The sequence below is a fragment of the Segatella copri genome (genome assembly GCF_026015625.1).
Taxonomy (GTDB): Bacteria; Bacteroidota; Bacteroidia; order Bacteroidales; family Bacteroidaceae; genus Prevotella; species Prevotella copri_H.
On record NZ_JAPDVG010000001.1, the window covers coordinates 2,274,141 to 2,286,738 of the forward strand.

At 37.7% G+C, this 12,598-nt stretch carries 12 protein-coding genes; 2 read left to right on the top strand and 10 right to left on the bottom strand.

Annotation, left to right across the window (positions count from 1 at the left end):
• Window positions 1-27: 27 nt before the first annotated feature.
• From ONT19_RS09760 to ONT19_RS09800, 9 genes are all read right to left on the bottom strand, one after another.
• A complete protein-coding gene (locus ONT19_RS09760; protein WP_264952583.1) occupies window positions 28-1,845 on the bottom strand; it encodes a leucine-rich repeat protein in 1,818 nt (605 codons plus the stop codon).
• Between the two features lie 72 nt (window positions 1,846-1,917).
• Complete coding sequence (locus ONT19_RS09765; RefSeq protein WP_264952582.1) at window positions 1,918-2,724, bottom strand: hypothetical protein; 807 nt, start codon at window positions 2,722-2,724, stop codon at window positions 1,918-1,920.
• 5 nt (window positions 2,725-2,729) lie between these two features.
• On the bottom strand, window positions 2,730-3,533 hold the full coding sequence (locus tag ONT19_RS09770) for a hypothetical protein (protein ID WP_264952581.1): 804 nt from the start codon (window positions 3,531-3,533) through the stop codon (window positions 2,730-2,732).
• Window positions 3,534-3,611: 78 nt separating this feature from the next.
• Window positions 3,612-4,193 (bottom strand): DUF4433 domain-containing protein, encoded by a 582-nt coding sequence (locus tag ONT19_RS09775; protein ID WP_264952580.1) that lies wholly within the window; start codon window positions 4,191-4,193, stop codon window positions 3,612-3,614.
• Between the two features lie 29 nt (window positions 4,194-4,222).
• The gene (locus ONT19_RS09780; RefSeq protein WP_264952579.1) at window positions 4,223-4,825 is read right to left on the bottom strand and encodes a DUF6939 family protein; all 603 of its coding nucleotides are present in this window, start codon (window positions 4,823-4,825) and stop codon (window positions 4,223-4,225) included.
• A 10-nt stretch (window positions 4,826-4,835) separates the two neighbouring features.
• The gene (locus ONT19_RS09785; protein WP_264952578.1) at window positions 4,836-6,092 is read right to left on the bottom strand and encodes a protein kinase domain-containing protein; all 1,257 of its coding nucleotides are present in this window, start codon (window positions 6,090-6,092) and stop codon (window positions 4,836-4,838) included.
• 48 nt (window positions 6,093-6,140) lie between these two features.
• Window positions 6,141-6,482, bottom strand: a complete 342-nt coding sequence (locus ONT19_RS09790) for a hypothetical protein (RefSeq protein WP_264952577.1) — start codon at window positions 6,480-6,482, stop codon at window positions 6,141-6,143.
• Between the two features lie 2 nt (window positions 6,483-6,484).
• Window positions 6,485-9,220 (bottom strand): leucine-rich repeat protein, encoded by a 2,736-nt coding sequence (locus tag ONT19_RS09795; protein ID WP_264952576.1) that lies wholly within the window; start codon window positions 9,218-9,220, stop codon window positions 6,485-6,487.
• 97 nt (window positions 9,221-9,317) lie between these two features.
• Complete coding sequence (locus ONT19_RS09800) at window positions 9,318-9,878, bottom strand: hypothetical protein (protein ID WP_264952575.1); 561 nt, start codon at window positions 9,876-9,878, stop codon at window positions 9,318-9,320.
• Window positions 9,879-10,057: 179 nt separating this feature from the next.
• Here ONT19_RS09800 and ONT19_RS09805 point away from each other — a divergent pair, with 179 nt between their 5' ends.
• Entirely contained in the window at window positions 10,058-10,243 is a 186-nt protein-coding gene (locus tag ONT19_RS09805) for a hypothetical protein (RefSeq protein WP_117586369.1), read from the top strand.
• A 145-nt stretch (window positions 10,244-10,388) separates the two neighbouring features.
• On the opposite strand, the gene ONT19_RS09810 is transcribed toward ONT19_RS09805, so the two are convergent.
• Window positions 10,389-11,438 carry a hypothetical protein gene (locus tag ONT19_RS09810; RefSeq protein ID WP_264952574.1) on the bottom strand — a complete coding sequence of 350 codons (1,050 nt, stop codon included), beginning with the start codon at window positions 11,436-11,438 and terminating at the stop codon, window positions 10,389-10,391.
• A 626-nt stretch (window positions 11,439-12,064) separates the two neighbouring features.
• Here ONT19_RS09810 and ONT19_RS09815 point away from each other — a divergent pair.
• Window positions 12,065-12,520: a DUF6078 family protein gene (locus ONT19_RS09815; protein ID WP_264952573.1), complete on the top strand. Its 456-nt coding sequence runs from the start codon at window positions 12,065-12,067 to the stop codon at window positions 12,518-12,520.
• Window positions 12,521-12,598 lie beyond the last annotated feature (78 nt).

The following is a 12,598-nucleotide window of genomic DNA, read 5'->3' on the forward strand; positions in this document are numbered from 1 at the left end:
CTCCCTCTGAAATTCTTGCAACTTCTTCTAAATTTCTTTGAATATTCTATCTCCAAACCGGAAAATTAATTCTTGTTTAAGATTGTCTGGGAATTTGCATCTATAAAATGCACTATCACCTATGCTAGCAACACTAGAAGGGATGACTATCTCTGACAGAGAATCACAACAAGAAAATGCATCTTTACCTATGCTAGTAACACTAAAAGGGATGACTATCTCTGACAGAGAATCACAACAAGAAAATGCACTATCACCTATGCTAGTAACACTAGAAGGGATGACTATCTCTGACAGAGAATCACAACAAGAAAATACACCTTTACCTATGCCAGTAACACTAGAAGAGATGACTATCTCTGACAGAGAACGACACCATGAAAATGCATGATCACCAATGCTAGTAACAGTAGAAGGGATGACATACGATTTTATATTTTGATTTCTGAAAGAAATAATTCTACTTTTATCCTTATTGAACAAGATATCATCTTCAAAAACAAAATTAGGAGATAAACATTCTAATTTGCCATTCCATTTAGCAAACGGATTACCGTTTAAGCAAATTACGCTTTTAGGAATGGATATATATTTCAACGAGGAACAACCACAAAATGCTCTATCACCTATGCTAGTAACACTAGAAGGGATGACTATCTCTGACAGAGAACGACAAAAAGAAAATGCCCAATCACCTATGCTAGTAACACTAGAAGGGATGACTATCTCTGACGGAGAATCACAAAAATAAAAAGCCAAATCACATATTATCCTTGTACCCTCTTTAACAGAATAAGCTCCAATTAATACTTTTGGAGCTCTCAACAATTTTCTTCCATCCTTGCTATATTTCACTCCCCATTCATCAACAAAAGCTTCTTTTAACTCTTCTTCTGTTGGTTTTGTCGATAAATCTTCATCCATCAAAGAAGTTATATTAGGCTTTTCGCCAATAAACAATCTAAAAGAATATGCTGAAAGCTCCTTTCTCGCCAAAGCAAGCATGAAAAGAGAGTAAAGTGTGCAGAAATCCTTATCACACATCAATTCCTGCAGGGCAGATATTACCTTGCTATTTGAAGGATTGCGATAATCATTTTCTGAGAAGAGAAGTCTGTCTGAGGCACCATAGATATCTAACAGAGTAGATTTCATCGAGATAGCCTTCAATGACAAGGCGATGCTTGCCAATGAAAAATCATCTATTGTTTCATCGAAATCATCCATAGTACGCAATGGGTGACTGAAATCCTTGGTACCGACAGTTGGAGATTTGCAACCTTTCATAGAAGACACAAACATTCCATCATAATCCACCAATGTAAGAGAGCCATCAGGACGTACAATGATATTATCTGGCTTGATGTCGCCATGAGCAAAAGATTGAGTACGGAGCCAAGCAGCCATTTTGCCAAAGCGATAACAAAGCATTGACATGGCATATTGGTTACAATAGTTTGATGAGATATAAGTTTCCATCGTCTCCCCTTCTACCCAATCCATCAACAATACAGGAAATTCATCCTCCTCGCATTGACTGTCCACGAAGAGTTCCTTCTCCATATACTTTACAGAAGTAATATATGGAGAATCAACCATATCCAATTCATCCGCAATCTGACGATAGGCATCAGCTCGCCCTTCCTGTTCTTCCGTAAAACACTTCAGGGCATAATATTTCCCGGTACTCTTGTCCAGCATCTTAAACACCACGGCAAAAGCACCACTACTGCGATATGGCTCTCCGTGATCATCTAGTACGGGAGTCAGGTAAGCCAATTGTTCTAGATTATCACCAGCATCTTGAATGGCCTTTACATATTCTGATATTAATGGATACTGCATATTGTGTACTGTTATTTTATCTGCTTCTACAAATTTTAATGACAACAAATAGGGGCATAAAGAAGATTGACGTTAGCCTTTGAAATAAACCAGCGTAAAATCATCCATATCTAAGATTCCTTTCAAATTCAGTTCTTTCAAATATAGTTCAAACCGACTGTTAGATGATGTTGCATCTAACAAAGATTGGAGCACATCCTTCCAAAAATCAAACTTCATAGTCTCTGCTGTTTTCAAAAGTTGGGAATTGCCAGATGCTTTTAGATATTCTTCAGCAAGTTCCTCACCATATTCCTTGATTTTTGTCAATTCATACATCATCATGATATAATGCGATAAGGCATCACTGGCAACAAAGACTACCGAAGATTCTTCCAAATCAAAGTCACCACATCTGAAACCTTCCTCTTCTAGAGGGTCTTTACAGCTAACCAACCTGGGAGGATTGCTAAAATCTGACAATTTTGTAAAACTGTGTTCCAAGACACCAGTTTCTTTGCTATAATGGAAGACTACGCTATCACCGTATGCCATCCATTTACATTTCTTATCCCCTATTATCCATGCCGCAGCAATCGTAGCACAAGAACCTTCGTTATAGAACTTATTCAAAAGAATACCATCACCTTCTTTTGCTCTTTCCTCATGCTCATTATAAAAGGTCTCCCAAATGCCATCTACCCATTCGTCAAGTTCTTTAAAGGAAACGATAGGTTTATCTTTTGGAAGATGTTTTACAAGATACTTCGACCATTCATCAGCAAACAAACCGCAACCTCCAGCCCCATCTGATACCGCTATGCAGGTATCAGATGAGAAGAAGGAATCCTCGTTTGCTACATGATCATTCCATTTTGCTATGCTTACACCTCTATTCATATACATTATAGGTTTTGATTAACGAGCATACTCGACAACGTACCAATCTTCATCATTTTAACCAATCGTTCCATACCGGTGTTCACACCCATAGCATGATAACGAATATCTGTTTGCTTATCACCAAAGATGGCACGAATCTGCTCATTGTAGTTGAGAGGCAAGAGACTTGACATATTATAAAGTTTCTCACCATATCCATTTCCGTTCAATTCATCTACAGTTGCAGGGAACACTACTGATTCTGCATGTCCAGGTATAACGTGAATATTGAAGAATAATACATTACCATCATTGGTAAACATCGACTTCAACTGATTAGCAAGTTGTTGCATTTCATCATGCGAGGTTCCGTTATATTCACCATCAGTAATATTGATAATTGTAGGAGGATAACAATCCTTGTCGTGATGGTCTTTCATCCAGCTTTCGAGCAGACCTTCTGCACGTTTGAAAGCCTTATCCATGTGTGTCCAACTACCATCATGGCGAGCTACCATCCATTGTTTCTTCTCTACTTCTTTGATGGTTATACCCTTACGAGTACGCACCTCTTCCTTCACCATTTTCTTTTGGTAAGGATTATCACGAATCTCTTCAGGAGTAACAAAGTCTCGTCCTTCAAGATTGCCATTCCAGGCACTATAAGCCTCAGTGCCATAACCTATCATGGCAATATCAAAGTAATGACGAGTCTCATTATTCTTCACACATCGCTCCACCAACTCGTTGATTTGGGCATTTACGATACGGGCTACGGCCTCAGATAAAGTCATATCCTCACCATTAAAGGTGGTGATTCTACGCATAGATACACTTTGGTCAACCAAGAAGATGAATGCCGTAGGATGTTCACGATCAACACGAGCCGTATATGCATTCTTGCTCTACAACATCTGTGGCTGGCTTGGGATTGGAATACCAAAGTTGCCGATGTTCTTGATATACTTCAGAGGAATGGTGTTCTTTACCAATATCTCCGCCTGATAGAATGGCTGCTCATCCACATCGAAATCGAAGTGATTACGAGCCTTGATAGTTTGGAAGTGAATCTTCTTGAAATCCTCCAGACTTCCACCCACATGAGCACCATTTCGCACAGCATTCCTGTCTGCATATTTGGTATTCTCATCATAAATCACCTCAGGGTCTATCTCCAGAATGACAGGGTTAGAAATTCTGCCCTCATTCATTGCCACATACATCATTGGATGGTTCATGGTAAAGCTGACACGAACATAATGTTCCAGATTATCACGCTTATCCAACGACCAGGATGGAGAACCTGGTCCTCCACCTCCTGGTTTAGGAATATTGATACCACGTTCCTCACAATCCTTCCAAGAATAGAGTCCTCCATTCTTGATAATATTCTCCAAGTTATCACGGTCTGTGAAGTGATAGAGCTTGGTGATATGATTTTGTTCGAGGATATTCTTAAAATCCTCCCAGTTACTTCTTCTGTTCATTGTTTTTGTCCTCCAATAATATATGTATGTTAGAATAACGTTAGTTGCTTTGGTTCTATTGTCTGCGGTTTACACATTTTATCACCAAAAGGATATAGACCTTCTACGTATGCCTTGATTAGAAAGGCATGCGAAAGAGGCTTCTTCGGGTCATCCACATCACAATTTGTATTATAATCCAAAAGTACGATTGTCTTAGTTTGGCTAGCCTCTCGTAATCTTTCGATAATACTTTGAACCTTATGTTCAAGTACCCACCTGTAAGTAGGGATATAAATCAGCTTTCGAGCCTCAATATATCCGAGCAGTTCTGTTCCGTTTACTCCTTTACGATGTCCAAGTGGCTTACCAAACTTGCGAACAGTTCTCTTGATATTCTTCATCGACTCGTTCTTAAACATTTTCATATCTACGTCATCCGATTCAAATACCTTCAGCCCTTGCCACACAGCCTCAACACATGTAGCAGTAACACCCTCGCTGAATGGCACAGGTATTCCACCATGCGGATAAAAAGGACTCAACTTTATCAAATCATCTTCCGCATGGCTTGTCACATCTGCAATGATTGCATCGGGATATTTCTTCAAGATATTCTCCTGCTTCTTTCGCTTAGATTCAATCAGTATCATAGTTGCATTCTTATTTTTTCAATATCTTTTTTATTATTACAAAAAGCAAATAACCACCCAATAAAATTATTCCAGCATAAATAACAAAACCTATAATCATAAATATAACCGATGAACTTGCCATAAAAAAGAGGAACACGTTTAAAAACAACTCCTCGTCTATGAAATACAAAGCAAAAAAAGACAACACTGCCAATAATGCTAAAATTTCTTTTATCGGGTATGAGTTTTCTGATTTCTGAGATGTCAAATCAATCAAATCATAATGAGTATTAGAAGTTAAGTGCTCTTGCAATTGTCTACTTGAACATACAGCAGATATCGCCCTTGCTTTTAGGAAATCAACTTTCTCCAAGGTAGTATCTTTTGTAGGTTCTTTCACACAACTAATTAACAAATTATCATAATTTTGGCGATTTTCAGCCAACCGTAAACAAGTTTGTAATTTTTTAATTTCCATATTTTTGATTTTAGACAGTTTCTTCCATAGATTTATTTTACATAACTTATTATAATCATTTACAGAAAAGAGCAATCTATCTGCTGCACCATATTCATCAAGCAAAGATGGCTTCAAAGAGATAGCTTTCAATGACAAAGCAATACTAGCCAAAGCAAAGTCATCGATGGTTTCATCAAAATCATCAACAGTTCTCAAAGGATGAGAAAAGTCCTTTGTACCAATTGTTGGAGACTTCTGTCCTTTCATCGCTGGAACAAACATACCATCATAATCCACCAAAGTCAAACTTCCATCAGGGCGAACCATAATATTATCTGGCTTAATATCTCCATGAGCAAATGGTTGAGAGCGAAGCCAAGCTGCCATTTTGCAAAAACGATAGCAAAGCATAGCCATAGCATAATTGTCTTGATAGTTTTCAGCAATGTAACTTTCCATTGTTTCTCCATCAATCCAATCCATCAGAAGGACTGGAAACTCGTCCTCCTCACAACTGCTATCTACGAAAATTTCCTTTTCTAAGTACTTCACAGAAGTAATATAAGAGGAATCTAAGAACTCCAACCCATCAGCAATCTTACGATAAGCTTCAGCTCTACCTTCCTGCTCTTCAGTAAAGCACTTCAAGGCATAACATTTCCCCGTTTGTTCATCCTTCATTTTGAACACGACGGCAAAGGCACCACTGCTACGATATGGTTCACCATGATCATCTAGCACGGGTACCAAATGAGCCAACTCATCAAGATTGTTACTAGCATCTTGTATGGCTCTAACATATTCTGATATCAAAGGATATTGCATAACTACTATATATATAAAGAGCCCACCAAGTGGGCTCTAACTAAGGAACTACTCAATTAGGATAAAATCACCACTTTCAATACACTGATGAGCGTCCCTATCATCTGCGGCATCTCCATGAGGAGCAAAAGGACAATAGTTAAGAACATCTCTTCTGCCGCAATTACAGCAAAAATAAAATCTTCCTTTTTTCATATTTTTAAAAATTTTACGCACTCCACCATAACGGCTTTGTTTCACGCCACAAAAATACGACGTTTTTGGTATGCTACAACATAAAAAGAAAACTATTAAGACTTTTAAATAATCTGCACATAATTTTATATGATAATAGTCCACCTCTACATTCTGCAACATTAAAAGCTGCATTAACTTCATTACCGACATCATAGTTACCATTCAAATATATCTTTACCAAAACGCTCTATTAAATTCAATTTTGTTACTTCATCCAATGAAGTGCAATCTACAAACGCACTTTTTTTAATTATCTTAAGACTGTTTGGTATATTTATTTTCTTCAACCTTTTACAGTTTGCAAAAGCTACTTCATCAATTTCTTGCAATCCTTCAGAAAGAATTACCTCTTCCAACAATATTGAATCTATAAAAGCTTGGTTTTCAATTTTCTTCACATTACTCCCCAATTTTATCTTTTTCAACCTTGAGCCTCCAAACGTACCTGACTTTATGACAGAGACTCCTTCTGCCTCAAATTCCGTCAGACCAGAACAATAAAATGCACCACAACCTATTTCTTTTATGGCATTTGAAAAATTTATATAATTTAAATTAGCACAACTTGTGAAAGCATCATTCCCAATAGTATGACATGTCGCTGGCAATTGAACTTTTCTTATATATTCATTGGCTTCAAATGCATACTTTTCTATAATTTCGATTCCTTCCCTCACGTTATATGAAGACATATAGGCTCTATAAGAGATTAATCTTTTATCATCCATTAGAGCACCAGCATTATATGAAAAATTAGGAGATAGACATATTAATTGCCCATCCCATTTAGAGAAAGGATTGCCTTCCAAAACTTTTACAGAACGAGGAATAGTTAAGCGTTCCAACATATCGCAGGATTCAAAGGCTCCATCTCCTATTTTTTCCAAAGCATTTGGCAAAAATATTTTTGCCAAATTACGACATTCAACAAAAGCTCCAGCCTTAATCTCTTTTGTATGAACGTCTATTACATACGAATCCAATGTAAAACTATGGGCATTTAACAAAATTCTTTTATCTGCACTATATTCAACCCCAAACTCATCAAAAGAGGATTTTTCAAAAAGTTTCGCTAAAATTTCAAATATACGTTCATCATGATGATTCTGCGCCCACAAATAAAACTTTGTCAACACCTCGTCGTCTATATACACTGCATAGTAACCTTCCTCCATTTCAAATATACTTTTTATATCTGAATATCCACTATCCAAAGCTTTTTCTATCCATATTTCAGCTTGCCTATAGTCTATTTGTATGAATTCATTTGTGCAATAAATAAGTCCGAGTAAAGCCTGAGCTCTTCCTACTCCAGACTCAGCAGATTGTTTTATATAATTATATGCCTTTTTCCTATCTTGCTCCAATAACTTCCCCACAAAATACAATTCCCCCAAAGCTAATTTAGCAGAAGGTACTCCTTTAGAAAAAGCAGACTTATATAAACACAAAGCCAAATCTATGTTTTTAGCAACACCAATACCATTCATGTAAGCATTTCCTAATTCACACAAAGCCTCACCATATCCTTGCCTCGCTGCTTTTTCAAACCACATAAAAGCCAAAGATTCAGATTTCGCAATTCCTTTCTGACCTAAAAGATAAGCACGTCCTAAATTATACTGTGCTGCTACATAACCTAACTCTGCCGATTTTTTCTGCAAAGACAATCCTTTTATAAGGTCTTTATTAACCCCTAAACCTAATTCATATAATATCCCCATAGCATTATAAGCTTTAGGATTAGACTTATCCAAAGCAAATTTAATTAATTCAACACCTTTCTGAATATTTTCAGGAACACCACGTCCATAGCAATAACAACTTCCTAAACCAACCATTGCAAAAAGATTTCCCATATCAGCTAATCGCTTATACGAGTCAAAAACAAAACCTAGATTTATACGGGCATTATACATATTATCTATATCACGCAACTCCTCTGTATAATCTACAAATAAATTAATCTGCTCGTTTTGGGTTGAAGTTTTCGGTAGACGAATATCACTAAAAGCTCTATAGTTTATACGCTTTATACCTTTGGCTTGAAGAAATGATGAGAGAAGCATATTAACTTCTTCATCATTCATCAATTCTTGCAAAGCAGCCAGTACCTTACTCTTACTCAAGTCACGATAGTCCTCAGCAGAAAAGAGTAATCTATCTGCTGCACCATATTCATCAAGCAACGAAGGGTTCAAAGAAATAGCTTTTAACGACAAGGCGATGCTTGCCAAAGCAAAGTCATCGATGGTTTCATCAAAATCATCGACGGTTCTCAAAGGATGAGAAAAGTCCTTTGTACCAATTGTCGGAGACTTTTGTCCCTTCATGGCAGGAACAAACATACCATCATAATCTACCAAAGTCAGACTTCCATCAGGACGAACCATGATATTGTCTGGCTTAATATCTCCATGAGCAAATGGTTGAGAACGAAGCCACGCTGCCATTTTACAGAAGCGATAGCAAAGCATAGCCATAGCATAATTGTCTTGATAGTTTTCTGCAATGTAAGTCTCCATCGTTTCCCCATCAATCCAATCCATCAGAAGAACAGAAAACTCGTCTTCCTCACAACTGCTATCCACGAAGATTTCTTTGTCTAAGTACTTTACAGAAGTAATATAAGAGGAATCTACGAATTCCAACTCATCAGCAATTTGGCGATAAGCCTCGGCTCTACCTTCTTGCTCTTCAGTAAAGCACTTTAAGGCATAGCACTTTCCTATCTGTTCATCTTTCATTTTGAACACGACGGCAAAGGCACCACTGCTACGATATGGTTCACCATGATCATCTAGCACTGGTACTAAATGAGCCAACTCATCAAGATTGTTACTAGCATCCTGTATGGCTCTAACATATTCTGATATCAAAGGATATTGCATTGACTTTTCCTGTTAATTGTTTTGCCCTCAAAGGTACAAAAGACTTGCGATACTACCAAACCATTAGCTATTTTTTCACCTAATTTAATATAGAGTGCTATTTTGTACCATCCAATACTTCTTTATCCATTTCATCAAGAACCTGAGAGTAACATTGCTTGGTTCTGAAAAAATCATCAAGAGTCGCAGCAAGATAGGCTTTTGCATTTGGAATATTGCGTATTAGCAAACATTGCAACTTAGACAGAATATAATAAGTCTTTTCTTCCTTATACAGAATATACAAGACTGTATTATGCACTAAATGATTAGTACGATTAACAGCCTTTTTCATATTCTCTACATCTTGGAGATTCTCCGAATCCACCATATCCCAATGAAGGTCCCAAATTGTAATAAAGGCTGATTCGTTTGATGCCTCTATCATAAACTTCTCATTTTGATACGTGAAGTAAATGTCATCGTGCTCTATACGAACTTCACAATTAAGCTGGCGAAGCAACTCAAGGCACAAGTCTCTAGTACCAATACTCTCATTGCTATCATTAGATGGCGAGATAGAACTAACGATTTCATCCATCTCTTTTTCTGCTCTTTTCTGGCGGATGTAATACATCAAACTTATGCCAATCAATACTGAAATAATTGGTAACATCATAATTATAATCTTTTTAAATTAATACTTTATGAGATGGCAAAGTTAGTTCTTTTTTTGCAAACAGATGTACAAACTCGGGAAATACTTACCTCCACAAGCCTTGTGGAGCCTAAACATTTGCAGCATCTACCACCATTTATTATTTTTGCAGCCAAAATAACAATAAAAATAATAGGAATATGGAAAGACTTTTTTTTTTCGTGATTGCCGTTGCGTTAGCATTCGGCGTTGGTTGCCTGGGAAGAAACAGAAAGATTGGTTTCGGATGGGCTTTTGGTATCTCACTCATCAATGTGGTGATTGGTCTCATTGTCGTATTATGCTCTAAGAAGAAAACGCCAAATGAGCTTGAAAAGAAGAACTAAGTTGAAGATTTGGGGATGGGCATGTATTCTGATTGGAGTAATTGGCTTTATCAGTATCATTATGCGTGGCAACCCAAACCTCGGACCGAGCGTTTGGGTTGCCATAGGAGTTTATTTGTTATACAGGAAGAATACCTAAGAAAATTCACTTCCACTCCACAAGCTTTCTATCCAATGGTATCTTCTTGGGTTCGCCACGATTGCCATCAATGAAATAACTCCCGGCTAGACTTTCATCAAACTGGAGAGTGAAGGCTTGGCGGATACGGGCACATTTCTCATTGATAGAATTAGACAATGGGTTCGTCAGGGCTTCGATGCTCTGGCGAATCTTCTCTTCTGAAAGATGTGCCCCGTTGTTGTTCGATTTCTTGCGAATATCCACATAGATATCATATAGCTCATCCCTATAATCCGACAGACATTTGAAAAGGATTCCCTCCTCATGACGCAAAAAGAGAATATACACCGCCTTTACCAATGGCTCCATCTTGATAGTCATATCATGATAGTCGGGCAGTATGATATCGTAATTCTCTGTGATAACCATTCTACTCAGGTTCTTGGGTGGAAAGAGATACTGCTTCAGCACCCAATCGCTTACCCCACCAAGGCGTAAGTCCTGTACCTGTCGGTACACCTCCTTCATCTTCTGCCTGATATCATAGCTGAATGTTTCATCTGCCGGAATCGGTGTCGGATCAAATATACTGTATGGAAAATCATCGACAGAACTGAACATCACTTTGCAATCCGGCAACTTATCATACGCAGCCTGCATCAATGGCATAAAATCCTCATCTTCCTCTATAGACAAAGAATAGGAATTGACATAATATATGCCATCCTCCTCATGGTCTAGCTGTAAGATGCTAGGATGTAATTTCTCCTTATTCTTTTCTTCTACCAATTGCGACAACAGCAAATCGGAAGGAACAGAGATGTTCAAATCCTCTTTATCCATCGCAGGATAGCTATAGAGAGCAGTCTTCTTGATATGAGGACCTAGAAATGGAAAATAATTAAAATGGATTGACTTGCCGATAAACAAGTTGTTGATATCCACGAGATGGTTAATGATGGAAAGGTTCAACTTTTCATCATACCCATTCTCTACAAAGAATACCTCGCCACGTAGGCATGTTGGGAAGTCACGAAACTTCAATACCTTTTTTCTTCCAATCTTTCCGGTCATTGCTTACCTATTATTACATGGTTGAGTACAAATTTGTCAATATCAGAGCTATCTTCTTCTGCATTTATCGAATAGTTAAACACTGAACATGGCAAAAAAAAGACTCACCCTGAGCGCGCTATTCTAAAGGGAAGCGGGGTGAGTATGTTGCTGCAAAGGTACACATGTTATTCGAAACAACAAAACTTTTAGCGAAAAAGTTTCGAAAAAAGTTGTGTGATGGGGAATTATAATAAAAAGGAGGGGTATCAGCAGCACATGATTCTTCCAACAAAAGGGATGAGGCTAGGATGAAGTTTAGAAGGAAGTACGCAAGCGATAAAGGACCAACAATTACACGCACGTATGAATCTTTTTTCTCGAAAAAAGTATCAAAGTCTCATTATTGGGTATAAAATAAGACTTATTTCTTTAATACACAATACTTTATCACGAATGAGACTTCTCTGAAAATGAAGGGAGAAGTATCATCGAAGTATCATAAATTAGCGAGAAGTATCATGATTTCTTGCTTGCATCGAAAAAAAATGCTTTATGAAGTGATAATAATAGCATTTATAAGGCAATAAACAGGATGTTTTTGCGTTTAGTAAAACAGAATGTTTTATTCTTAAAACTTAAGAAACATGGATGAAAAGGAATTACTGAAAAAGGCTTTTGAGTACGGAAACGTACCTAGCAACATCACCTACTGTTTCACCGAACCATGTCCGATGAAAAACAAATGTATCCACTATCTATCCGGTCTCTACAAAAACGAGAAGACTGATAGAGGGGATGCCATCTTCCCAAATGCCCTGAAAAACGGGAATTGCAAGTACTTCGCTCCGCTGCGTGTCGTGAAAATGGCATGGGGATTCGACAAACTCTTTGCCGAAATGAAAGTGAAAGACGCTCCTGCTCTGCGCACCGAAATGAGAGACTACCTCGGCAGCAAAGGACAATACTACCGATATAAACTGGGACAACTGAAACTCCTGCCGGAACAACAGGTATATATCAAACAGCTCTTCGACAGATACGGATATAAAGATGTTGAATTCGACCATTTCTCAGAAGAGATTGATTTCACTAAAAGCTAATCTTTTTCTCTGCCCTCCAGATGTTCCAGCCATGCCATTTAAGCGGTCCCACAGAGAACACGTGACGGGCTACCGGTG

Coding starts and splice junctions, on each gene's coding strand:
- ONT19_RS09775 (WP_264952580.1), bottom strand. CDS start 4,193: ATGAACAGAAGAAGTAACTGGGAGGATTTTAAGAATATCCTCGAACAA.
- ONT19_RS09800 (WP_264952575.1), bottom strand. CDS start 9,878: ATGATGTTACCAATTATTTCAGTATTGATTGGCATAAGTTTGATGTAT.
- ONT19_RS09765 (WP_264952582.1), bottom strand. CDS start 2,724: ATGAATAGAGGTGTAAGCATAGCAAAATGGAATGATCATGTAGCAAAC.
- ONT19_RS09810 (WP_264952574.1), bottom strand. CDS start 11,438: ATGACCGGAAAGATTGGAAGAAAAAAGGTATTGAAGTTTCGTGACTTC.
- ONT19_RS09770 (WP_264952581.1), bottom strand. CDS start 3,533: ATGCGTAGAATCACCACCTTTAATGGTGAGGATATGACTTTATCTGAG.
- ONT19_RS09815 (WP_264952573.1), top strand. CDS start 12,065: ATGGATGAAAAGGAATTACTGAAAAAGGCTTTTGAGTACGGAAACGTA.
- ONT19_RS09760 (WP_264952583.1), bottom strand. CDS start 1,845: ATGCAGTATCCATTAATATCAGAATATGTAAAGGCCATTCAAGATGCT.
- ONT19_RS09795 (WP_264952576.1), bottom strand. CDS start 9,220: ATGCAATATCCTTTGATATCAGAATATGTTAGAGCCATACAGGATGCT.
- ONT19_RS09785 (WP_264952578.1), bottom strand. CDS start 6,092: ATGCAATATCCTTTGATATCAGAATATGTTAGAGCCATACAAGATGCT.
- ONT19_RS09805 (WP_117586369.1), top strand. CDS start 10,058: ATGGAAAGACTTTTTTTTTTCGTGATTGCCGTTGCGTTAGCATTCGGC.
- ONT19_RS09780 (WP_264952579.1), bottom strand. CDS start 4,825: ATGATACTGATTGAATCTAAGCGAAAGAAGCAGGAGAATATCTTGAAG.
- ONT19_RS09790 (WP_264952577.1), bottom strand. CDS start 6,482: ATGATGTCGGTAATGAAGTTAATGCAGCTTTTAATGTTGCAGAATGTA.